Raw genomic sequence first — 24,715 nt, forward strand, 5'->3', positions numbered from 1 at the left:
CTGGACCGACGCCCACCACATTCGGCACTGGAGCGACGGCGGTCCCACCGCCCTGTCCAACCTCGTGCTGCTCTGCAAGAAGCACCACACGATCATCCACAGGAACCACTGGGCCGTGCAGATCGAATCGGACGGGTTCCCGTCGTTCATCCCGCCGGCCTGGGTGGACCCGTTGCGAAGACCGAGGCCGGCCCACAACCGGCGCGCGATCCACGGAGCCTGACCAGGCAAAGAACTACAAACTCACCCACAACCGGTCTGCGCCGTTTCTGGGCGGTAGGGGAGACCTGCTCCGTCAGACCAGCAGCTTGGCGCGCAGCGCGTCGATCGTCGCCTGGTCCAGCCCGAGACCGTCCCGCACGTATCTGTCGAAGCTGCCGTAGATCCGGTTCATCTGGTCGAAAGCGGCGTTGAGCCAGGACAAGTCGACCGCGTCGTCGCGGCCGAGGTAGGTGTTTGACGCCATGAAGTCGGCGTTGACCATCTCGCGGGGAACGCCGAGCAGGGTCAGCAGCACCGCGGTGCTCCAGCCGGTTCGGTCCTTGCCCGCGCTGCAGTGGTAGACGGTGGCACCGGTGTCGTTCTGCGCGATGGCCTTCAACAGGTCTGCGAAGGCCACGTCCGAGCCGTGGTAGCTGACCATGAAGGGGTATCCGATGGACTGCCCGATGTTCGAGGATCCGTTGACCGCGGCGTCGATCATCGCCCGGCCGAGGGTCAGCGGCACGAACTCGTGGAACCAGAACCCGCTGTCGATGCCGACGACATCGGCTACCTGGTACCGCACTCCGGGCGGAATCCGGTCCGGCGCCTCCGCGCGCTCGGACGTGTTGCGCAGGTCCACGTCGAGGGTGACGTTCGCGGCGGTCAGCTTGGCCTGGTCGGCCTCGCTGAGCGAGCTCAGCTTGTTCGAGCGGTAGACGAGTCCCTCGCGTACCTTCCGCCCGTCGGCGGTGGCGTAGCCGCCCACGTCGCGGAAGTTCCTGGCCTCGTCGAGTCGGACGGCCGTCGGGGACGGCGGCGGCAGCTCGGGCAGCGGCGCCGCCGGTCCGTTCGAGCCGAAGTGCGACGACCCGGACATCAGCGACCCGGTCGAGATGTCGGACGACTGCGCGGCGGCCGTCACGGGCCCGGCGAGGGCGGGTGTCAGCGCGAGGAGGGTCGCGAACGCGAGACCCAGGGGCCGCGCCGATCGGCGTGCTGTCATCGTCGAACTCCCTTGAACGTCCGGTCGGGAGATCAGCCCCCCGCAAACCCGTGCGAGGTTACAAGCCCGCGGCCGAGCCTGGGCGGCTTTCGGGCGACCGGGTCACACGCGTGCGACCGCGGGGTCGCCGGACTTGGTGGTGCGGGTGATCAGCCAGCCGAAGGCGGCGGCCACCGGGAACATCACCACGCCGTACACCGCGGCCGGCACCGCCAGTCGCACGCTGTCCAGCAGGCTGATCGCGATGGTGATGGCGAGGGTGCTGTTGTGGATTCCGATCTCCATCGAGCAGGCGACGGACTGGCGGTCGGTGATGCCCAGTCGGCGCGGCACCAGGTATCCGACGGTGAGGCTCAGGACGCAGAACGCGACGGCGATCAGGCCGACCTCCGCGGCGTAGTCCGCGATGTTCTCCCGCTCGGAGACCACGGTGCCGACGATGACGAGGGCCAGCACCACCGCAGACCCGATCCGCACGGGGCGGTCCGCCCGGTCGGCGAAGGCCGGCGACCGGCGTCGGACCAGGATGCCCAGCGCCACCGGCACCAGCACCACCGCGAAGACCTGCAGCACCTTGGTGAACTGCAGGCCGAGGGTGTCGCCGCCGCCGTCCGTAGGGTCGAAGTAGACGAGCGCAAAGTTGGTGATGAGTGGCAGTGTCACCACCGCGATCACCGAATTGACCGCCGTCAGAGTGACATTGAGCGCGACGTCGCCGCGGAAGAGGTGGCTGAACAGGTTGGCGGTGGTGCCTCCGGGCGAGGCCGCCAGCAGCATCATGCCCACGGCCAGCAGGGGATCGAGGTCGAACGCCGTCACCAGGCCGAACGCGATCGCGGGCAGCAGCACGAGCTGGCAGACGAGGGCGATCGCCACCGCCTTGGGATGCCGTGCCACCCGGGCGAAGTCGTCGACGGTCAGGGACAGGCCCAGGCCGAACATGATGATCGCCAGCGCGGCTGGCAGTGCGACCGAGGTGAGTGCGGAATCCATGGTGGGCGGCTGCTTCCGGGCTCGGCGGTGGGATGTCCGCCCGAAGCTACAGTGCAGCCCGATATGTCGGGGTCGTTTCGGTCAGGACCGCCCCGGTGGTGTGCGGGGGTCGAATCCGCACACCACCCGCACACCTAGACGCCCAGGTACCCGCCGCCGTGTGGGAAGAACTCCTTGCCCGTCATCTCGGTGCCGTCGTCGAGGCGCACCCGCTCGATGGACAGCCCGTGGTTGCGGCCGCTCCAGGCGTCCGGCCCGGCGACGATCACCATGCCGTCGCCCTCGTGGATGAACACCCGGCCGGGGGTGCCGCCGTAGCAGCCCTTGGACACCGAGGACTCCAGCACGCGCACGCGCTGGCCCTTGAAGGTGGTGAACGCGTTGGGGTACGGGTCGGACTGCGCGCGCACCAGGCGCTCGAGCACCTCGGCCGGCCAGGTCCAGTCGATCCGGCTGTCCTCGGCGGCCCGCTTGTGGAAGAAGGTGGCCTGGGACCGGTCCTGCGGGGTCAACTCGGCACGGCCGGACTCGATCAGGTCGAGGGCGTCGACGGTGATCGGGCCGATCATGTCGACGGTGCGGTGGAACAGGTCGGTGACGGTGTCCTTGGGGCCGACGGCGGTCGCGCGCTGCAGCACGATGGCGCCGGCGTCGAGCTCCTCGTCCATCAGGTGCGCGGTCAGCCCGACCTCGGACTCGCCGTTGATGAGCGCCCAGATCAGCGGCGAGAAGCCGGTGTACTTCGGCAGCAGCGAGTCGTGGATGTTGAGGGTGCCGTACCGGGGCCGGTCGAAGACGTCCTTCGGCAGCCAGGTGCGCCAGTTGTTCGCGACGATGATGTCCGGGTCCGCATCCGCCAGCGCCGCCTTGAACTCCGCGTCGGGCTTGTTCGCGATGTGCACGGGCACCTGGTGCTCGGCTGCCAGGTCGGCGACGGAATCGGCCCACATCCGTTCGTACGCGTGCTCACTCTTGGGGTGTGTGACCGCGAGGACGACCTCGTGTCTGGAAGCGAGCAGAGCCTGCAGGGTACGGTGACCCCAGGTCTGGTATCCGAGCGTGGCGACTCTCAACGGGTTCCTCCTGGACGAGCGCGAGTGCTTGCCGCCGATGCGGATCGACGCATGGCCAGCTTAGGCTAACCATATGCGTCGGTGACGGGCCGATCCCTCGTTCCCTGCTAGAAAGGCTCGTTCATGCCGCTCGCCACGATCAATGGGATTCAGCTGAATTACCAGGTCAAAGGCTCAGGCGATCTCGTCGTCCTGATCATGGGCACGGGCAGCCCGGGCCGGGTCTGGGACCTGCACCAGGTGCCCGCGCTCGTCGCGGCCGGCTACCGCGTCTGCACCTTCGACAACCGCGGCATCGCGCCGACGGACGAGTGCGCGGACGGCATCACGATCGAGGACCTGGTCGCGGACACCGCAGCCCTGATCGCCCACCTCGGCGGACCCGCCCACGTGGTCGGCACCTCGCTGGGTGCCCGGGTGGCGCAGGAGCTCGCGCTGGCCCGCCCCGACCTGGTTCGCAAGGCCGTGTTCCTGGCCGCCCACGGTCGCCGCGACACGCTGCAGAAGACGCTGTCGGAGGGTGAGCGGGAGCTGGACCGCAAGGGCATCACGCTGCCCACCGAGTACCGGGCCGCGATCACCGCGGTGCTGAACCTGTCCCCGGCGTCGATGGTCGACCAGATGGCTGCGCAGGACTGGCTGGACATCTTCGCGTTCTCCAAGGCGGACACCACGCCGGGCGTGCGGGCGCAGCGCAACCTCGACGACTTCGGGGACCGGCTCGCGGCGTACGGCCGGATCACCGTCCCGTGCCTGTCGGTCGGGTTCGCGGACGACCGTCTGGTGCCGGCGAACCTGGCCGCGGAGGTGGGCAAGGCGATCCCCGGCGCCGAGTACCTGGAGCTGCCGGACTGCGGTCACTACGGCTACCTCGAACGGCCGGAGGCGGTCAACGCGGCAATCCTGGACTTCCTGAAGAGGTAGGCCGCCTGCACCTAGGGGGGATAGCCTATCCTAATCTCCGATATCTGACGCAGCTTCACGGCGTCGCGCGACGATGATCGGACATCCATGGCATCCCTCCACGGCTCGACGGCACCCGCACAGGCAACCGGCGGTTGGCTGCCGGTCACGGCAGCCCAGTCGGAGGTGTGGGTCGCGCAGCAGTTGGCGCCCCAGAGCGCTGCCTACAACATCGCGCTCACCGTCGAGGTGAACGGTCCGCTCGACATCGCCCGCGCGGTCGAGTCCCTGTACCTGACCATCCGCCGCGCCGAGGCGCTGCACGTGCGTTTCGCGGTCGGCCCGGACGACGTGCTCCGGCAGCAGCGCCTCGACCCGGAGGCCTGGACGCTGAAGGTCGTCGACCTGCGGGCGCTGCCGGACGCGGCGGACGCGGCCCGCGACTGGGTCGAACGCGACATGCAGACCGTCGCGGAGCTGGAGAGTGACGAGGCGCTGTTCACCCAGGCGATCCTGCGGATCGACGACGAGGTGACGTGGTGGTACCAGCGGTACCACCACAGCATCGTCGACGGCTACGGCATCGTGCTGCTGGTCGACGAGGTCGTCGGCAGGCAGGAGCACCCGGACCTGCTGTTCGACGAGCGGGACTGGTCCCTGCAGACGGCGATCGACGCGGACGTCGAGTACCGCGCGTCCGGCCGGTTCCAGGCGGATCGCGAGCACTGGCTGCAGTGGCTGGCCGACGCCCCCGAGCCCCCGGTGTTGCTTCCGCCCGCCCCGGACCCCGTTGCGCCGCCGATCAAGGCCAGCGTCGAACTCGACGCCGAGACCGTGGCGGGCCTGTACCGGTTCGCCGACGCCCAGGGCATCCGGCGCACCCGGGTCCCGTTCGCGATGATCGCCGCCTACCTGCACCGGGTCAGCGGCCAGTCCGACCTGATGCTGTCGGTGCCGTTGACCGGTCGCACCGGGCGGGCGTTGCGGAACCTGCCGTCGATGGCCTCGACCATCCTGCCGATGCGGCTGCAGGTCGACGGGGACAGCACGCTGGCCGCGCTGACGGCCCACCTCGACCAGGCGCTGATCGGCCTGCTCCGGCACGGCCGGTACCGGGGCGAGGACCTCGCCAGGGAGATGCGCGCGCTGGATCCGTCCAGGCGACTGTTCGGTCCCGGAATCAACATCGTGTTGTTCGAGCACTCGATGACCTTCGGCGGCAGCCCCGCGTTCCCGCAGAACATGGTCACCGGCGCGATCGGTGAACTCGACTTCACCGTCCAGCGCGGTCAGGGGGGCGAGTCGATCCGGATCGACCTGCGGGTGGGTGCGGGCCTCGAGGAGGACCTCGAGCGGCACCGCGCACAGCTCGCCGAGTTCCTGGGCCAGCTCGTCGCCGAGCCCCAGGCTCCCTTCTCGCGGTTCGACGTGATGTCGGACGAGCAGCGGCGCCGGGTGCTGGTCGACTTCAACGACACCGCCCAGCCGCAGGACTCGCGCACCGTCCCCGAACTCTTCGCCGCGCAGGTGGCCGCGACTCCCGACGCGGAGGCGCTGGTCGCGGGGGCGACCCGGCTGACGTACCGGCAGCTCGGTGCCCGAGTCAACCAGCTGGCACGGCACCTCCTGGAGCGCGGCCTGCGCCCGGAAGAGGTTGTCGCGGTCGGCGTTCCGCGCTCGGCCGAGATGGTCGTGGGCCTGCTGGCGGTCATGACCGCGGGCGGCGCCTTCGTCCCGCTGGACCCGGCCTGGCCGCTGGACCGTCGGACCCAGGTGCTGGACGACGCCGGCGCGCGGCTGGTGCTCACGGGCCCGGGTGGGGTGGACGCGTCGGCGGACGCCGGTGTGCCGGTGGACCTGACCGACTGGGCCCACAAGGGCCTCGCGTCCGGGCCGCTGGACGTCGCGATCGACGGGCGGTCGCTCGCCTACGTCATCTTCACCTCCGGCTCCACGGGGCGGCCCAAGGGCGCGATGATCCGGCACGAGGCGATCTGCGCGCGGCTGGGCTGGCAGGTGACGGAGGTGCTCGGCTTCGGCGTCGACGACGCCTCCCTGTTCAAAGCTCCTCTGTCCTTCGACATCTCGGTCAACGAGGTGCTGCTGCCGCTGGTCTCCGGGGGCCGGCTGGTGGTCGCCGAGTCGGGCGGCGAACGCGACGCCCAGTACCTGCTGGACCTGATCGAACGCGAGCGCGTCACCTTCGTGTACCTGGTGTCCTCGATGCTCAGCGTGCTGCTCGACCTGGCCGAGGGCACGCCCGCACTGGACGGGCTACGGCACGTCTGGTGCGGCGGCGAGGTGCTCACCCCGGAACTGTTCGACCGGTTCCGCCGGCAGCTCACCACCACGCTCTACCACGGGTACGGGCCCGCCGAGGCGACCATCGGTGTCTCCCATGTGATCTATCGGGACAGTGCCGAACGGATCGCGTCGTCGATCGGCCGGCCCAACCCCAACACCGAGCTGTACGTGCTCGACGCCCGGCTGCGGCCCGTGCCGCCCGGCGTCGGCGGCGAGCTGTACGCGGCCGGGTACCTGCTCGGCCGCGGATACGTCGGGGCCCCCGCGCTCACCTCCTCCCGATTTGTCGCCAACCCGTTCTCCGACAACGGGGCCCGCCTCTATCGCACCGGCGATCTCGCCCGCTGGGCGGAGGACGGCACCCTCGACTTCATCGGCCGCGCCGACAACCAGGTCAAGATTCGCGGCATGCGCCTCGAACTCGAGGACGTCGAGGCCGCGCTGGCCACCCACCCCGCGGTCCGGCAGTGCGCGGTGCTGGTGCGCGAACAGGCCGGCGCCAAGTACCTCGCCGGCTACGTGGTGGCGGACGGCGCCGTCGACCCGGACGCGCTGCGAGCCTGGGCCGCGGCCAAACTGCCCGAATACATGGTGCCGACCGCGGTGGTCGTGATGGACCGGTTCCCGCTCACCGCCAACGGCAAGCTGGACCGGCGAGCGCTGCCGGAACCCGATCTGCGCGCGGGCCTTTCGGGTCTCGCTCCGCGCACCGAGCTCGAGCGGCAGCTGGCCACCGTGGTGGCGCGTGTCCTCGGGCAGGAGACGGTGGGCGTCACCGACGACTTCTTCGCGCTCGGCGGCGACAGCATCGTCGCGATCCAGCTGGTCAACCAGGCCCGCGCCGCCGGGCTGCACTTCAGCGCCCGTGAGGTGTTCGCGCTGCGGACGGTGGAGGCGCTGGCCCGCGAGGTCGAGGGCCGGGCCGCGGCCGAGGTGGACGTCCTGGACGTGCCGACGGGCGAGGTCCCCGCGACCCCGATCGTCGCCCGCACCCAGGAGCAGGGCGAGGCCGTCGCGCGCTTCCACCAGGCGGTACAGGTGCGCACCCCGGCCGGGCTCACCCAGGACACGGTGCGTGCCGCGTTGCAGGCGGTCCTGGACCGGCATCCCGCGCTGCGCGCACGCCTGGACCGCGGCGAGCACTGGGTGCTGACGGTGCCCGAACCGGGAGTGCCCGACGCCGCGGAGCTGGTGCGGACGGTCCCCGCCGCCGCGCTCGGCGACGCCGAACTCGGCGACGCCGTCGCACAGGAGGCGGCCGCGGCGCGCGGGCGGCTGGACCCGGACGCGGGCGTGATGCTGCAGGCGGTCTGGTTCGACGGCGGCGACCGGCCGGGCCGGCTGCTGCTGGTGGTCAATCACCTTGTGGTCGACGGTGTCTCGTGGCGGATCCTGCTCGAGGACCTGGCCCGCGCCGCGCTCGGCGCGCCCCTGGACCCGGTGTCCCGCACCTCGCTGCGGCGCTGGGCGCAACTGCTCGCGGAGCGGGCCGGCGGCGGAGCCTTCGACGACGAACTCGACTTCTGGCGGACGGTCACCGCGACCGCGGACCCGATGCTGGGGGCCCGGCACCGTGACCCGGCCCTCGACACCTGCGGTGCGGCCGAGTCGCTGACCGTCGAGCTGAGGCCGGAACTGACCGCGCCGCTGCTCGGCGCCGTGCCCGCGGCGTTCGGCGGCCAGGTCAACGACGTGCTGCTGACCGCGCTGGCGGCCGCGCTCGCATCCTGGCGTGCCGGTGATTCGTCCGGCGCGCAGGCGGATTCGCCGCGCGAGGTACTGGTCGACCTCGAGGGTCACGGCCGCGAGGAGGACGCCGCCGGGCGCCGGGTGGACCTCGGGCGCACCGTCGGCTGGTTCACCAGCCTGTACCCGGTGCGACTGGACGCGGGACCGCTCGCGGACCTGAGCGACCCGGCGGCGCTGGCCGGGGCTCTCAAGGCCGTCAAGGAGCAGCTGCGGGCGGTGCCCGGCAACGGGATCGGCTACGGGGCACTGCGATACCTCAGCGCCGCCAGCGCCGAGCTGGCCGCCGGCGCCGAGCCGCAGGTGCTGTTCAACTACCTCGGTCGGGTCGCCGCCGGCGCGGACGCCGACTGGCTGCCGGTCGCGATGGACGGCGCCAACGACCCCGACGCGCCGATGGGGCATGCCATCGAGTTCAACGCGATCGCGGAGGACGGACCCGACGGGCCGACCCTGCGCACCACCATCACCTGGGCGCCGGGGTTGTTCCCCGCGGCGCGGATCACCGCCCTGTCCGAGGCCTGGACCGCGGTGCTGGGCACGCTCGCGGCGAGTGCCCCGTTCGGCGGACATACCCCCGCGGACTTCCCGCACACGCGGCTGCGCCAGGCCGACGTCGACCAGCTCGAGGACGCGGTCGCCGACCTGGTCGACGTGCTGCCGATGACCCCGCTGCAGGAGGGCATCTACTTCCACAGCGCGTTCGAGACCGAGCGCTCCGATCCCTATGTGGTGCAACAGGTCATCGAGCTGACCGGTCCGGTGGACCCGCAGGCGCTGCACGCCGCACTGCAGACGGTCGTGGATCGGCACGCGGCCCTGCGCACCGGGCTGCGGGCGGTCTCCGACGGCCGGGTGGTGCAGGTGGTCTCCGGCGGGGCCCGTGCCCCGATGGACGCGGTGGACCTGCGCGGACTGGGCGCCGACGAGGTCGCGTCACAGGTCCGGCAGATCCTCGCCGACGAGCGGGTGCGCGGGTTCGACCTCGAGCAGGCGCCGCTGCTGCGGTACGTGCTGGTGCAGGCAGGGCCGGACGAGCACCTGCTGCTGCAGTCGATCCACCACATCGTCGCCGACGGCTGGTCGGTGCCGGTGATGCTGCGCGAGCTGATGGCGCTGTACGCCCCCGCGGGCTCCACTCCGGCGGCACTGCCCGCGCCGGAGCCGTACCGGAACTACCTGGGCTGGTTGGGATCCCGTGACCGGGATGCGTCGATCGAGGTGTGGCGTGCCGCGCTCGACGGGGTCGACGAGCCGACCGCCCTCGGCAGGGCCGAGCGCGGCACCGAGTTCGGTATCCGCGAGGTCAAGGTCAACCTGTCCGCGGCGCAGACCGCAGACCTCATCGCGTTCGGCCGCGCTCGTGGGCTGACGCTGAGCACCCTCGTGCACGGCGCCTGGGGTCTGCTGCTGGGCCGGCTCACCAAGCGCCGCGACGTGCTGTTCGGCTCGACGGTGTCCGGCCGCGGCGGAGACCTGCGCGGCATCGAGACCATGGTCGGGCTGTTCATCAACACCGTGCCGGCCCGATTGCGCTACCGCGCCGAGGAATCCGTCGCTGCGGCGCTGACCCGTTGGCAGGACGAGCAGTCGGTGCTGCTCGAGCACCAGTACATCGGCCTGAGCGAGCTGCGCCGGCTCACCGGACTGCAGGAGCTCTTCGACACCCTGGTCGTGTTCGAGAACTACCCGATCGGAGAGGGTGCCGTCGCCGACCCCACCGGCAGTCTCGAGATCACCGGCATCACCTTCGAGGAGAACCCGCCGTACCCGGTGACGCTGATCGTCGCGCCCGGTGACGAGCTGCGGCTGGAGGTCAAGTACCAGGCCGCGGTGATCGACTCGGCCACCGCCGGCCGGTTGGCCGACGGCATGGTGTCGTTCCTGAGCGAGTTGGTCAGCGACGGCGACCGGCCGGTCTCCGCGCTCGCGCTGGTGACCGAGGCTGAGCGGAACGAGCTGGAGGCGAGCTGGGCCGCATCCGACGCCACCGCTGAGGCCCGCACCCTCACCGACCTGCTCGACGAGCAGGCCGCGCGCACCCCGGACGCAATCGCCGTCGAGTTCGAGGGCGAGGCGCTGACCTATGCCGAGCTGCACGCGCGGGCGAACCGCCTGGCGCACGAGCTCGTCGACCGCGGGGTGGGACCGGAGTCGCTCGTCGCCGTCGCGATCGGGCGTTCACTCGAGTTGATGGTCGCGCTGCTGGCGGTCGGGAAGGCGGGTGGCGCGTACCTGCCGCTCGACCTCGACTACCCGGCCGACCGGTTGGCGTACATGCTGGCCGACGCCGCGCCGGTGTGCGTGCTCACCGACGGCGAGCCCTTCGACACCGGACTGCCGGTGCTGACGGTGGATCTGGCCGATTCCCTGGGGGATTCGGGTGGGTCGCCGTCCGGTGCCCGCGCCGTGGCAGGCCATCCCGCATACGTCATCTACACCTCGGGTTCGACCGGCAGGCCGAAGGGCGTGCTGGTGGCACACGAGGCCATCGTCAACCGGCTTCTCTGGATGCAGAACGAGAACCCGCTGACGGTGGGGGACCGGGTGCTGCAGAAGACGCCGTCGAGCTTCGACGTCTCGGTGCCGGAGTTCTTCGGGCCGTTGATCGCCGGCGCCACGGTCGTGTTGGCCCGTCCGGGCGGACACCGGGATCCGGGCTACCTCGCGGGGCTGATCGCCGAACGAGGCATCAGCCGTGCGCATTTCGTTCCGTCCATGCTGGACCTCTTCCTGGCGGAGCCGGGCGCCGCGGCCTGCACCGCGCTCCGGGTCGTCGCCTGCTCGGGCGAGGCGCTGTCCGCCGCGGCGGCCCGGCGATTCGCCGAGGTGCTGCCCGGGGTGCGGCTGGACAACCTCTACGGGCCCACCGAGGCCGCGGTCGAGGTGAGCTATTTCTTCGGGGCGCAGGAGGTTTCGTCGACGGCGCACAGCGTGCCGATCGGCGCGCCGGTCGCGAACACCCGGCTGTACGTGCTCGACCAGTACCTGAACCTGGTGCCGCCGGGAGCCGAGGGGGAGCTGTACCTGTCTGGGCCGCAGCTGGCCCGCGGCTACCTGGGCCGCGCGGCGTTGACCGCGGACCGGTTCGTCGCCGACCCGTTCGTGGCCGGGGCCCGGATGTACCGGACCGGCGACCTGGTGCGGTCAGTCGACGGCGAACTGGACTATGTCGGCCGCGCCGACGACCAGGTGAAGCTGCGCGGCTTCCGGATCGAGCTCGGCGAGATCGAGGCCGCGCTACTGGCCGATCCGTCGGTGGCCCACGCCGCCGTCCTGGTGCGCGAGGACCGCCCCGGCCAGCAGCGGCTGGTCGCCTACGTGGTGCCCGCCGGGCCCGTGAGCACTTCCGGTGCCCGCGGCGACCAGAAGTACGCACAGGCGCTGGCCGCCTCGCTACCGGAGTACATGGTGCCCAGTGCCTTCGTGGAGCTCGACTCGTTGCCGCTGAGCCCGAGCGGCAAGCTGGACCGCAAGGCCCTGCCCGCGCCGGACTTCTCGGTCGCGGTGTCGGAGTCCGCCCCCAGCACGGGGACGGAGGGACGCATCGCCGCCCAGTTCGCCGAGGTGCTAGGCCTGGACCGGGTGGGCACGGGCGACGACTTCTTCACCCTCGGTGGCGACAGCATCCTGGCGATCCGGCTGGTGAACCTGGCCCGCCGAGACGGCGTCACCCTCACCCCCCGCCAGATCTTCGAGCAGCGCACCCCGGCCGCGATCGCGCGGTTGGTCGGCGAGGCGGACCCGGTCGCCCAGGCGGCCACGCCCGACGCACCCGTCGCCGACGGCATCGGCGAGGTCATCCCGCTGCCGGTCGTGCACCGGCTCTCCGAATGGTCCGGCGGCACCGACCGATTCAACCAGGCCGTGTTGCTGCACACCCCGGCCGGCGCCGACGAGCGCGTGCTCCGTGGCGCGCTGCAGGCCCTGCTCGACCACCACGACGGCCTGCGCGTCCGACTGACCCGGCACGCACCCGGCGTGTGGTCGACGGTGACCACCGAACCCGGTTCGGTGAGCGCTGCCTCGATCTTCACCGCCGTCGACGCCCGGGACCCGGAGTCGTTGCGCGGCATCGTCACCGCGCACTCCGAGGCGGCGACCGACCGCCTCGACCCCGAGTCCGGCGTGATGCTGCAGGCGGTGTGGTTCGACGCCGGACCGGAGGCCACCGGCCGCCTGCTGATCGTCGCGCACCACCTCGTGGTGGACGGGGTGTCCTGGCGGATCCTGCTCGAGGACCTCGCGATGGCGAACGTGGCGTCGGCGTCCGGTCAGGATGCGGCGCTCGATCCCGTCGGCACCTCGCTACGCGGGTTCGGCCGGATCGTCGTCGAGCAGGCCCAGGGCGCCGAGCGCCTCGCCGAGCTGGCGCACTGGACCGCCGTCACGGCGCCCGGAGCGGCGCTGGTGCCGGAGGTCAGCGGTCACGCGACCATCGGAACCGGGTCCCAGCACCGGGTTTCGCTGTCCGTGGACGACACCGCCGCCGCGCTGACGACCGTGCCCGCGCTGGCGAACGCCGACGTGACCGACGTGCTGCTCAGCGCGCTGCGGATCGCCGTCAGCCGCTGGCACCGCGACACCGGCCGCGCCGCGTCGGACCTCCTGGTCGACCTGGAGCGGCACGGCCGCGAGGAGCTGGCGCCGGGCGTGGACCTGTCCCGCACCGTCGGCTGGTTCACCAGCATCAGCCCGGTCCGGCTGCGGGCGGGCGAGCGACCGCTGGGCGTGCTCAAGGACGTGAAGGAGCGGCTGAGGGACGCGCCCGACGGCGGTATCGGCTTTGGCATGCTGCGGTACGCGAACGCCCGCACCGCGGGCCTGCTCGCCGCCCGCGCGGAGTCGCAGGTCCTGTTCAACTACCTCGGCAGGATGCCGTCGGCCGATCTGGGCATCGAGATCCCGTGGGCACCCGCGCCCGAGACCGATGCACTGTCAACCGATCCCGATGCCGACATGGGCGGTCCCTACCTGCTGATCGTCAACGCGATCTGCGAGGACACGGCCGACGGCCCGGTGCTCCACGCAAGCTTCGGCCGCTCCGAGCTGGGGCTGACCGAGGCCGATGGTGAGGCGCTGAGCCAGGGCTGGGCGCAGGCGCTGCGCGAGCTCGTCGAGACCGCGGCGCGCCACGACGGACCCGGCGTCCTGACGCCGTCCGACGTGCCGCTGGTGGCGCTGACCCAGAATGAGCTGGACCTGATCGCCGAGCGCAGCCCTGCCGGGGTCGACGCGGTGTGGCCGCTGTCCCCGCTGCAGGAGGGCCTGTACTTCCAGGCGACCTTCGACGAGGGCGCCGACATCTACACCGCGCAGTTCTCGCTGGACTTCGAGCATCGCCTCGACATCGAGCGGCTGGCCGCGGCGCTGCGCACCCTGCAGCGCCGGAACCCGACGCTGCGTGCGGCATTCCTCAGCGACGGCCTCACCGCGCCGGTGCAGTTCGTCACCGCCGACCTCGACGTCCCGATCGTCGAGTTCGACCTGCGTGAGCTGGTGCCGGCCGAGCGCGAGGCCCATGCCGCCGAGCTGATGGCCACCGACCGGCTCACTCCGTTCGACCTGACGGCGCCGCCGTTGTGGCGGGCGATGGTGATCCGCCTCGACGACGACCGCGACCGCCTGGTGGTCAACCGGCAGTTCCTGCTCTGGGACGGCTGGTCGAACGGCATCGTGGTCAGCCAGCTGCTGGCGCTCTACGAGTCCGCCGGCGACGACAGCGGGTTCCCCACCGCGACGGGCGGTTTCGACGACTACCTGGGCTGGCTGCGCGACCGCGACAGCGAGGCCGGGCGGGCGGAGTGGCGTCGCGCGCTGGCCGGTCTCGAGGAGCCGACGCTGCTCGGGTCGACCGTGGCCGGGGCGCCCGCGCTGCCCGGCCGACGCGACACCGTGCTCACGGCCGAGCTGAGCGAGCGCCTGCGGGCCAGGGCGTCGGCGAGCGGGGTCACCTTCAACGCCGTCCTCAGCGGCGCGCTGGCGCTGGTGCTCGGCGCGGAGACCGGTCGCGACGACGTCGTGTTCGGCATCACCGTCGCCGGCCGGCCCCCGGAGGTCGAGGGCCTCGACACGGTGGCCGGCCTGTTCCTCAACACGGTCCCGGTCCGCACCACGCTGCGCCCGGCGGAGCGGGTGGAGGACCTGTTGCGGCGCAGCCAGTCCGAGCGCCTCGGCCTGATGCCGCACGACTACCTCGGACTGGCCACGATCGGACGCGAGTCCGATCACCGCCAGCTCTTCGACGTGCTCTACGTGCTGCAGAACTTCGTCGACGAGAACCAGGTGTCCGCGCTCAACAGCGCGCACGACATCAGCGGCGGCGACAGCGTCGACCACACCCACTACCCGCTGACCGTGGTGGTGACACCCGGCAACCGGGTGAAGGTCAAGTTCGAGTTCCGTCCCGAGGCGGTGGCCGAGTCGAGGGTCGAGTCGATGCTCGCCCGGTTCGTCGGGCTGCTCGAACTGTTCGCCGACGACGTGTCCACACCGGTTGGGTCGCTGGACCTCTCGCTGCCCGGCGAGCGCGCGGCGCTGGCGGCCCGCTCGACCGAGCGGGAGCTGCCCGAGTCCACCATCGCGGACCTGTTCGCGGAGGCGGCCGCGCGCACCCCGGACGAGGTCGCGCTGGTCTTCGGTTCGCAGTCGGTGACCTACCGGGACCTCGACGGCCGGATCAACGCCATGGCCCGGCTGCTGCTGGCGCACGGCGCCGGTCCGGAACGGATTGTCGCGCTTGGCCTGCCGCGGTCGGTGGAGATGGTCGTCGCGCTGTTCGCGGTGCTGCGCACCGGGTCCGCGTACCTGCCGCTCGAGCTGGACCACCCGGCGGAGCGCCTGGTCGGGATGCTCGACGACGCCCGGCCGGTGGTCTTGGTGACCACCGTCGCGGTCGGCGAGACCCTCGCCGGTTTCGAGGGCGCGGCGATCGCGCTCGACGGCGACGAGGAACCGGACCACGGCACCGAACCGTTGACGGATGCCGAGCTGGGCGGCTTCGCCCCCGGCACCCCGGGGCGGCTGGACCACCCGGCGTACGTCATCTACACCTCCGGCTCGACCGGCAAGCCCAAGGGCGTGGTCACCGGGTACCGCGGTCTGACCAACATGCAGTTCAACCACCGCGCCGAGATCTTCGACCCGACGATGCAGATGCTCGACCCTGCAAGCAGGTCTTCGGGCGAGATGACCGGCGGCCGACGCCTCCGGATCGCGCACACCGTGTCGTTCGCCTTCGACATGTCCTGGGAGGAGCTGCTCTGGCTCGTCGAGGGACACGAGGTGCACATCTGCGACGAGAACCTGCGCCGCGACGCGGAATCGCTGGTGGCGTACTGCAACACCCACCGCATCGACGTCGTCAACGTGACGCCCACCTACGCCCAGCACCTCTTCGAGGAGGGACTGCTCGACGACGGTCCGGGCGAGCACCGGCCGCCGCTGGTGCTGCTCGGCGGCGAGGCGGTGCCCGATTCGGTGTGGAGCCGGCTGCGGGATACGGACGGCACGTTCGGCTACAACCTGTACGGCCCCACCGAGTACACGATCAACACCCTCGGCGGCGGCACGTCGGACTCCGTGACCCCCACGGTCGGCAGGCCGATCTGGAACACCCGGGCCCACATCCTCGACTCGTGGCTGCGTCCCGTCGCGGACGGGGTGGCCGGCGAGCTGTACATCGCGGGCATCGGCCTCGCCCGCGGCTACCTGGACCGCTTCGGCCTCACCGCCGAGCGCTTCGTGGCCGACCCGTTCACGGCGGGCGGCCGGATGTACCGCACCGGCGACCTGGTGCGGCGCGGCGGAGACGGCAATATCGACTTCCTCGGTCGCACCGACGACCAGGTCAAGATCCGCGGTCACCGCGTCGAACTGGGCGAGATCGAGTCGGTCCTCGCGGGCCTCGACGGTGTCCGGCAGTGCGCCGTCGTCGCGGCGCCCGGCCCCGGCGGCGTCAAGCGCCTCGTCGCCTACGTGGTGCCCTCCGGGCCCGTGAGTGATCTTCACCCCAACTGGGGTACCGATCACGCACGGGCGCTGCGCGCCTGCCTGCCGGACTACATGGTTCCGGCGGCCTTCGTGCCGACCGACACCTTGCCGATGACGGTCAACGGCAAGCTCGACGTGCGGGCCCTGCCGCCGGTGCCGGATGCGGTCGGTTCGGGCTCACGCGCGCCGGCCGATCACATCGAGCAGGCGCTGTGCGAGCTGTTCGGCGAGGTGCTCGACGTCGCGGAACTCGGCGTCGAGGACAGCTTCTTCGACCTCGGTGGGCACTCGCTGCTGGCGACCCGGCTGATCAGCCGGGCCCGGTCGGCGCTGTCGACGGAGCTCACGATGCGGGACCTGTTCGAGGCCCCCACCGTGGCCGAGCTCGCGGCGCGGGTCCGCGACCGAGGTGATGCGATCCGCCCGGTGCTGGCGCCCGCGGTCCGGCCCGAGCACCTGCCGATGTCCTCTGCGCAGCAGCGACTCTGGCTGATGCAGCAGATCGAGGGGGGCTCGGTGTCGCCGGACGGCGTGCCCGCCGCGGCCGCCTACAACTTCCCGATCGTGCTGCGCCTGAAGGGCGAACTCGACGCCGGGCTGTTCGCGACCGCGCTTGCGGACGTGGTCGGCAGGCACGAGTCACTGCGCACGGTGTTCGGCGAGGTCGACGGCCTGCCCGTGCAGCGGGTCCTCGACGAGGCGACCCCGGAGCTGACGGTGGTGGACGGGACCGAGGCCGAGATCACCGGCCTGGTCCGCGGCGCCGTGCTGCGGCCCTTCGACCTGACCCGTGAGATCCCGGTGCGCGGCACCGTGATCCGGCTTGCTGCGAACGATCACGTCCTCGCGCTGGTGCTGCACCACATCGCCACCGACGAGTGGTCCGACCGGCCGTTCCTGCGCGACCTGATGCTCGCCTACGCCTCCCGAGCGCACGGCCAGGCCCCGCAGTGGGAGCCGCTGGCCGTGCAGTACGCGGACTACACGCTCTGGCAGCGCGAGCTGCTCGGCGACGCCGCGGACCCGGAATCGGTGCTGAGCGAGCAGCTCTCGTACTGGGAGCGGACGCTCTCCGGTGCGCCGGAGGAACTCACGCTGCCCACCGACCGGGCCCGGCCCGCGCGGCCGAGCTTCGCGGGCGGCGCGATCGAGCTGGACCTTGATCCGCGCACCACCGCGGCGCTGCGGGCGCTGGCCGCCGAGAGCGGGGCGAGCATGTTCATGGTGCTGCACGCCGCCGCCGCGGCGCTGCTGCACCGGATCGGCGCGGGCGACGACCTGCCGCTCGGCGCGCCCATCGCGGGCCGCACCGAGCAGGGTCTCGACGAGCTGGTCGGGTTCTTCGTCAACACGCTGGTGCTGCGCACCGACGTGAGCGGCAACCCGACGTTCGGCGAGCTGCTGGGCCGGGTCCGCGAGCTCGACCTCGCGGCGTTCACCCACGCCGACGTCCCGTTCGAATCCGTTGTCGAGCGCCTGAACCCGGCGCGGACGCTGGCCCGGAACCCGCTGTTCCAGGTGATGGTCGGCTACCACAGCCGGGCTGCGGACATCACGGAGCTGGGCGGGCTGACGCTCGAACCCGTGCCCCTGCAGGAGCGGACCGCGAAGTTCGACCTGGTGTTCAACTTCACCGAGTTTCTGGACGAGAATCGGATCGCGCTGCGCCTCGAGTTCGGCGCGGACCTGTTCGACGAGCCGACGGCCGACGCGATCGCCCGCCGCCAGTTGGCGCTGCTCGACGCCGTCGCGCAGGACCCGTCGACCCCGATCGGCGCGGTCGACGTGTTCCTGCCCGGCGAGCGTGACCTGGTGCTGGTGGAGTTCAACGACACCCGGCGGGAGGTGCCGGAGGAGACCCTCGACGCCTCGTTCGCGCGCTGGGTGGCGGCCACGCCGGCCGCGACGGCCGCGCTGGACGAGCACGGCAGCATGACGTACGCCGAGCTCGACGAGGGGTCCGACCGGATCGCCGCGGTGCTCGCCGGCCGCGGCGTCGGCGCGGAATCGGTGGTGGGCCTTGCCGTCCCGCGTTCGGTGGACATGGTCGCCTCGGTGCTGGCGGTCCTCAAGCTCGGGGCCGCGTACCTGCCGCTGGACCTGAGCCACCCCGCCGACCGGATCTCCTACATGCTGGCCGACTCGAACGCCGGGGTGCTGCTGAGCACCGCCCGGGAGTCGGCGCGGATCGAGGAGGCGCCGGGCCTGGGCCGGGTGCTGCTCGACGAGCCGGGGACAGTCGCGGCACTCGCCGCGGCAGTCAAGCCTGCGACCACAGTGCCCGACGGCATCGACCACGCCGCCTACGTCATCTACACCTCCGGGTCCACCGGCAGGCCCAAGGGCGTGGTGGTCTCGCACGAGGGCATCTCCAGCCTGGTCGCCACCGCCGAGGACCGAATGAGACTGGTCCCGGGTTCGACTGTGCTGCAGTTCGCCTCGGTCGGATTCGACGTCGCGGTGTTCGAGCTGTCGATGGCGCTGTGCACCGGTTCGCGGCTGGTGATCGTGCCGGACCGCTCCCGGGTCGCGGGCCCGGAGCTCACCGACTTCATGCACGAGCACGAGGTGACGCACGCGATCATCCCGCCGTCGCTGATGGCCGCGTTGCCGCCGGGCGCCCTGGTGCCCGCGGGCTGCACGGTGCTGGTCGGCACCGAGACGGTGCCGCCGGACCTGATCGGACGGTGGGCGGAGCGGCTGAACCTGCTGGCCGCCTACGGCCTCACCGAGGCGACGGTGAACAACACGCTGTGGCAGGCGCAGCCGGGCTGGAACCAGGCGGTGCCGATCGGCATCCCGGACCCCAACGAGCAGGCGTTCGTCCTCGACGCGCGGCTGCGGCCGGTTCCGGTCGGGGTCGCGGGCGAGCTGTACATCGCCGGCCGCGGTCTGGCCCGCGGATACCTCGGCAAGCCGGCGCTGACGGCGGGCCGCTTCGTCGCCAACCCGTTCGGCCCCGGCCGGATGTACCGCACGGGTGACCTGGCGCGCTGGCGCCCGGAGGGCAACATCGACTTCCTCGGCCGCGTCGACGACCAGGTGAAGATCCGGGGCTTCCGCATCGAGCTGGGCGAGATCATCGCCGCGCTCGCGGACAGCCCGGGCGTCAACCAGTCGGCCGTCGTCGCCGACCGGGACGGGTCGATCGCCCGGTTGATCGGGTACGTGGTGCCGCTGGAGGGTGCGGTCGTCGACCCGGCCGCGGTGCGCGCCCACGTGGCGTCGTCGCTGCCGGACTACATGGTGCCCAGCGTGGTCATCGTGCTGGACGGCCCGCTGCCGCTCACCCCGAACGGCAAGCTGGACCGCAAGGCGCTGCCCGCGCCGGACTGGGCGGAGCTGACCGGCGACGTCGCGCCGCGCACCGAGCGGGAGCGGGTGATCGCCGGCCTGTTCGCGGAGATCCTGCACCTGCCGTCGGTGGGCGTGCACGACAACTTCTTCGACCTCGGCGGACACTCGATGGCCTCCATGCAGCTGGTCGGCCGGGTCCGCACCGAACTCGGTGCGCAGCTGAGCATCCGTGAGGTGTTCGACGCGCCGACCGTGGCCGAGCTGGCCGAGCTGACGGTCGTCGATGCCGGCGGTCGTCCGGCGCTGACGCCCGCCGCATCGGCCACGGACGCGCTGGCACCGGTGCAGCGTCGGCAGTGGTCGGTGTACCGGGACACGGGCACGGCCAGTCACGCCCTCTCGCTGTACCCGCACCACCGCCTCGACGCGGACGCGCTGGCACGCGCCCTCGAGCTGGTGGTGTCGCGGCACCAGCCGCTGCGGACGGCGTTCGCCGCCGACGGCGTCGAGGTCCGCGGGGTGACGGTGGCGGGGCCACGACTGGAGGTCCTCGACGCGGGGGACGGCGACCTGGCCGCCCTGGTCTTCCAGCTCGCCCAGCGGCCGACGGACCTGACCGAGCACGCCCCGCTGCGGGTCACGCTGGCCGAGACGGCGGACGGTCGCCAGGCGCTGCTGCTGGTGATGCACTACCTGGCCGTCGACGAGTGGTCGGTCGTGCCGCTCCTCGGGGAACTGCTGGCGGGCTACGTCTCGCTGGTCGCCGGGTCCGAGCCGGAGCTGCCCGCGTTGCCGGTCGGCTACTCGGACTACGTCGCGTGGACGGACTCCGTACTGGGCGACGCGGACGACGAGTCCAGCAGGTACACAACCCAGCTCGGCTACTGGCGAGAGCGACTGGCCGGCCTCCCCGAGCGGCTGAGCCTGCCGGGGGAGCGGCCGGCGCGACCGGCGGGCGGCGACCTGGTGGGCCTGCCGATCGACGAGGCCCTGCACGCCGACATCGACGCGCTGGCCCGCCGGACCGGGACGTCGATGTTCATGGTCCTGCAGGCGGCGCTGGCCTCGGTGCTCACCGAATTCGGTGTGGGCGAGGACCTTCCGATCGGATCGCTGGTCGCGGGACGGCCGGAGGAGGCGCTGTCCGGGCTGATCGGATGCTTCTTCAACACCGTCGTGCTGCGCACCGACACCTCCGGGGACCCGACCTTCGCGGTACTGCTGGGCCGGGTGCGGGCGTCGAACCTGGCCGCGCTGGATCACCAGGACATCGGATTCGAGGACGTGGCAACGGCTCTCGGCGGCGAGGTGATGCGACCGCAGGTGATGATCGTGCACCACGAGCAGGCCAGCCTGGACGCCGTCGACGGTGTCTTCGGCCCGCTGCTGCCGGTCCCGGTGGGTGCGCCGGTCGCGGACCTGACACTGAGCTTCTACGAGCCGGTGGGGCCGGGGCCGGTGCACGCCTACCTGGGGTACCGGACCGACGTGCTCGACGCCGACGTGGTGGCGGCCCTCGCCGACAGGCTGTCGGCACTGCTCCGGGCGGTGTGCGCGGACGAGGGGCACCAACTCGGGCAGATCGGGCGGCCGCAGGGTGTGGGCATGCAGATTTAGGGTAGGCTGCGCTACTATTCACCTCGGTTCGATCGCTTGGACCGCATGCACTTCCGCACGTACCGAAGCCGCCGGCCGTACCGGCGAGGATGGATGGCAGCCATGGAACCGACACACGCCGCGGACGGCCCGTCCCGGCCGCTCGACCTGGTCGGCGTCGGGTTCGGCCCGTCCAATCTGGCCCTGGCCATCGCCATCGAGGAGCACAACGCGACGTGCGCCCCCGGCGAGCGGGTGGAGGCCCGCTTCCTGGAGCGGCAGGACACCTTCCGCTGGCACCCCGGCATGTTGCTCGACGGCGCCACCATGCAGATCGCCTTCCCCAAGGACCTGGTGACGTTCCGGAACCCGGCGAGCACCTTCAGCTTCTTCTCCTACCTGTTCGACAAGGGCCGGCTGGTGGACTTCGTCAACCACCAGACCTTCTTCCCGACCCGGCACGAGTTCAACGACTACCTCCGGTGGGCGGCGGAGCGGGTGGACGCAGACGTGCACTACGGCGCCACGGTGACCCGGGTGGGCGGCGTACGGGGCGCCGACGGGGCCGTCGACGAGTTCGAGGTGGAGACCGCGGACGGCCGGACGGTGCGCACCCGCAACCTCGCGGTCGGCGCCGGGCTCCAGGAGCAGATCCCGGACTGGGCCACCCCGTCGCCTCGGTGCTTCCACAACCACCAGTTCCTGTTCCGGATCGAGGAGCTGCCGGAGCTGGTGCACCAGCGCTTCGTGGTGCTCGGCGCCGGCCAGAGCGCCGCGGAGGTGGTGCAGTACCTGCACCGGCACTACCCGCAGGCCGAGGTCCACAGCGTGTTCTCCCGTTACGGCTACAGCCCGGCGGACGACAGCCCGTACGCGAACCGGATCTTCGACCCGTCCACCGTCGACGAGCTGCACGGCGCCGAGCGCCAGGAACGCGAGCGGGTGCTCGAGCTGCACCGGAGCACCAACTACTCGGTGGTCGACATCGAGCTGATCAACGAGCTGTACACCACCGAGTACCAGGAACTGGTGCGCGGAAAGCGGCGCCTGTTCATGCGACGGGCCTCGGAGATCTCACGCGTGGTGGACGGACCCGACGGCATCGAGGTCAGCGTCCGCAGCCGCCTCGACGACCTCACCGACACCCTGATGTGCGACGCGGTGGTGCTGGCGACCGGCTTCACGCCGACCCCGCTGAGCAGCGTGATCGGCGACCTGGCCCCGGCCGACGGCGTCGTGGCCGAGGTGGAGCGGGACTACCGGCTGGTGACCTCCCCGGACGTGCGCGGCGGCATCTACTTGCAGGGCGGGACCGAGAAGACACACGGGCTGACGGCGTCGCTGCTGTCCAATGTGGCAGTCCGTTCGGGAGAAATTCTTACTTCCCTGCTGCAAAATCGAACCGCTGGCCTCGATCTTGATAGTGTCGGGGTTTCCACGCTGGTGGATCATTCGAAGAACGAGTTTGCGACAAGCGAGGCCAGATGAGCACCAATCCCTTTGACGACGAAGACGGCCGTTTCTACGTCCTCGTGAACGACGAGGACCAGCATTCGCTGTGGCCGACCTTCTCTGACGTGCCGCAGGGGTGGCGTGTGGTGTTCGGCGAGGACAGCCGTCAGGCATGCGTCGAGTACGTCGAGAAGAACTGGACCGACATGCGGCCCAAGAGCCTGCGTGAGGCCATGGAGAAGGACAAGGCTGCCGGCAACAACTAGTCAGGCAGTTCGCTCCTGGCCGCCCGGCCTGCGGGGACGCAGCGTCGGGCGCCGGAGCGAGCCTGTCCGGCCGAGTATCCGCGGCCGCCGCAGCGTCCGGGCTCCCCATTCGCCGAGCGTGACGCCCGCGGCCAGCGCGACGCCGATTCCGAAGGCGGAGAGCAAAGCGCTCAGCCCCAGCAGCAGCTGGTTGTTCAGCAACGAGTACAGACCCCGGTAGAGCGAGAGACCGGGAAGCAGCGGGGTGATCCCCGCGACCGCGATCACCTGCGGCGGTGTCAACGCCCGCCGCGCCATCAGGCCACCGACGAAGCCGACGACCGTCGCCGCGATCGCCGATCCGACCACCGTCCCGATGTCGATGGTCTGGCTCAGCGAGTACACCAGGATCCCCGCGGCGCCGCCGAGACCGGCCGCCGTCAGCGCCCGCCGCTCCGCGTAGCAGGCCACCGCGAAGAACAGCGACGTGAAGGCGCCGGCGACCACCCGGATCGAGGCCTGCGCGAAGGCCGGCGTCTCCGGCGCGGTGGTCAGCGGCAGCGTCGAGCCCAGCGCGGCCGCCATCCGCAGCGACAGCGCGACACCGGCGATGATGCCGCCGGTCATCATCAACACCTCGAAGAAGCGGGCGACCGCGGTGATCGGGGCGCCGGTGATGGCGTCCTGGACCGACCCCACCAGGGACAACCCCGACAGCAGCACGATCACCCCGGCGGCGATGACCAGCGACGGACGGATGCTGATGCCCAGTTGCTCTCGGAAGGTGTAGAGCAGGCTGGCCGGCGCGGCGGCGATCAGCCCGCCGACCACGTGCTGGTAGAAGAACGGCAGCCCGATCCCGTTGAGCATCCGGTTGACCCGGTCGATGACCATCGTGGTGAGGAAGCTGACGATCGCGACCAGGACCCCGCCGCCGAGGAGGACGGACGCCGATGCCGCCATCGAGGCCCAGGCGAAGGTCGCCGTCCAGCGGTTGTAGGGGTGCGGGGCGTCGTTGATCGTGGTGAGCGCGTCGTGCGCCTCGCTGGGGCTCACCGCCTCGGTGCGCAGCCGGCGGGTGAGCGCGTCGACCGCGGCCAGGCGGGTGAAGTCGAGGGAGCGGTAGTGCACGATGCGCATGCTGGTGGCGGGCGGCATGGTCGGGCCGCGATAGGCGCTGATGCGGATCGAGTTGTAGGTGACGTCGACGTCGCAGCGGGCCAGGCCGTAGGTGGACGCCACGAACTGCACCTGCGCAGTGGTGTCGATCGCCGAGGTGCCCGACGCCAGCAGCACCTCGCCCGAGCGCACCGCGATGTCGAGCACCTCGGCCACCTGGGCGTCGTCGGTGAGGTCGACCGGCTGCAGCGGCGCGGGTGCGGCGGTGGGCGCGTCGACCACCGACCGTTCCTCGCCGATCAGCCGGTTCAGCCAGGCGAACACGTCCCTCGGGCGCAACGCCCGCACGTCAGGACACCGCGTCCTGCTCGCTGAGATCGGTTGCTGCGAAAGCGGATTCGAGGTCTACGTGGTGGAACATCGACGTCACCTGGTCGTGAACCACGCGGAAGGCGGCCGCCGAGGTCGATGTCTCGCCGGGATTGGAGGCGAGGGTTGCCTCTTCCTCGACGACCACCACGCCCTCGTAGACGAACATCCGCCCCGGGTTCAGGGTGAGTCCCGCGGTCGAAGCCCAGTCGCGCAGCGCGGACAGCCCCTGGCGGGCGCCCGTCGGATCGCCGATCTCCACGTCGTCACTGGACAGCGCGAGGAGGGTGTCGAGGTCGGAGTCGTTCAGCGCATCGTGCCACGCAAGGACCGTGGCGATCTCGGAGGTGCTCATGCCTGCAACGCTAGCCGTTTCCGTCGGTTGAGGGTGGCTGTGGACCGCCCTCGCGCGTCGGGCT

At 71.5% G+C, this 24,715-nt stretch carries 10 protein-coding genes; 5 read left to right on the plus strand and 5 right to left on the minus strand.

The features are described 5' to 3' along the window. Positions 1–223: HNH endonuclease signature motif containing protein (locus AC1DWC_RS08525; RefSeq protein WP_477907170.1), on the plus strand; the 223-nt coding region annotated here is incomplete at its 5' end. Between the two features lie 72 nt (positions 224–295). Here AC1DWC_RS08525 and AC1DWC_RS08530 read toward each other — a convergent pair. The 3 genes from AC1DWC_RS08530 to AC1DWC_RS08540 form a co-directional block, all read right to left on the minus strand. Continuing rightward, positions 296–1,207 (minus strand): tyrosine-protein phosphatase, encoded by a 912-nt coding sequence (locus AC1DWC_RS08530; protein ID WP_477907172.1) that lies wholly within the window; start codon positions 1,205–1,207, stop codon positions 296–298. A gap of 102 nt (positions 1,208–1,309) precedes the next feature. Further along, positions 1,310–2,200, minus strand: a complete 891-nt coding sequence (locus AC1DWC_RS08535) for a bile acid:sodium symporter family protein (RefSeq protein ID WP_477907174.1) — start codon at positions 2,198–2,200, stop codon at positions 1,310–1,312. A gap of 134 nt (positions 2,201–2,334) precedes the next feature. Beyond that, the gene (locus AC1DWC_RS08540) at positions 2,335–3,273 is read right to left on the minus strand and encodes a methionyl-tRNA formyltransferase (RefSeq protein ID WP_477837335.1); all 939 of its coding nucleotides are present in this window, start codon (positions 3,271–3,273) and stop codon (positions 2,335–2,337) included. Between the two features lie 123 nt (positions 3,274–3,396). Between AC1DWC_RS08540 and AC1DWC_RS08545 the strand changes: the two genes are divergently transcribed. From AC1DWC_RS08545 to AC1DWC_RS08560, 4 genes are all read left to right on the plus strand, one after another. Next, on the plus strand, positions 3,397–4,197 hold the full coding sequence (locus AC1DWC_RS08545; RefSeq protein WP_477907176.1) for an alpha/beta fold hydrolase: 801 nt from the start codon (positions 3,397–3,399) through the stop codon (positions 4,195–4,197). A gap of 87 nt (positions 4,198–4,284) precedes the next feature. Continuing rightward, positions 4,285–21,132, plus strand: coding sequence for an amino acid adenylation domain-containing protein (locus AC1DWC_RS08550; RefSeq protein WP_477907178.1), 16,848 nt, complete (start codon positions 4,285–4,287; stop codon positions 21,130–21,132). A gap of 102 nt (positions 21,133–21,234) precedes the next feature. After that, positions 21,235–22,599 (plus strand): lysine N(6)-hydroxylase/L-ornithine N(5)-oxygenase family protein, encoded by a 1,365-nt coding sequence (locus tag AC1DWC_RS08555; protein WP_477907180.1) that lies wholly within the window; start codon positions 21,235–21,237, stop codon positions 22,597–22,599. Next, positions 22,596–22,829 (plus strand): MbtH family protein, encoded by a 234-nt coding sequence (locus AC1DWC_RS08560; protein ID WP_072843117.1) that lies wholly within the window; start codon positions 22,596–22,598, stop codon positions 22,827–22,829. The genes AC1DWC_RS08555 and AC1DWC_RS08560 overlap by 4 nt, the downstream gene beginning before the upstream one ends. Here the strand turns inward: AC1DWC_RS08560 and AC1DWC_RS08565 are convergent, their stop codons facing one another. Both AC1DWC_RS08565 and AC1DWC_RS08570 read right to left on the minus strand, forming a co-directional pair. Beyond that, complete coding sequence (locus AC1DWC_RS08565; RefSeq protein WP_477907182.1) at positions 22,830–24,275, minus strand: threonine/serine exporter family protein; 1,446 nt, start codon at positions 24,273–24,275, stop codon at positions 22,830–22,832. Between the two features lies 1 nt (position 24,276). Next, a complete protein-coding gene (locus AC1DWC_RS08570; protein WP_477907184.1) occupies positions 24,277–24,651 on the minus strand; it encodes a nuclear transport factor 2 family protein in 375 nt (124 codons plus the stop codon). Between the last annotated feature and the right edge of the window lie 64 nt (positions 24,652–24,715).

This window comes from Rhodococcus sp. P4_C10, assembly GCF_056402135.1.

Excerpts from the sequence above, each read along its gene's own strand:
- AC1DWC_RS08530 (WP_477907172.1), bottom strand. The coding sequence starts at position 1,207 with ATGACAGCACGCCGATCGGCGCGGCCCCTGGGTCTCGCGTTCGCGACC.
- AC1DWC_RS08535 (WP_477907174.1), bottom strand. The coding sequence starts at position 2,200 with ATGGATTCCGCACTCACCTCGGTCGCACTGCCAGCCGCGCTGGCGATC.
- AC1DWC_RS08545 (WP_477907176.1), top strand. The coding sequence starts at position 3,397 with ATGCCGCTCGCCACGATCAATGGGATTCAGCTGAATTACCAGGTCAAA.
- AC1DWC_RS08550 (WP_477907178.1), top strand. The coding sequence starts at position 4,285 with ATGGCATCCCTCCACGGCTCGACGGCACCCGCACAGGCAACCGGCGGT.
- AC1DWC_RS08555 (WP_477907180.1), top strand. The coding sequence starts at position 21,235 with ATGGAACCGACACACGCCGCGGACGGCCCGTCCCGGCCGCTCGACCTG.
- AC1DWC_RS08560 (WP_072843117.1), top strand. The coding sequence starts at position 22,596 with ATGAGCACCAATCCCTTTGACGACGAAGACGGCCGTTTCTACGTCCTC.
- AC1DWC_RS08570 (WP_477907184.1), bottom strand. The coding sequence starts at position 24,651 with ATGAGCACCTCCGAGATCGCCACGGTCCTTGCGTGGCACGATGCGCTG.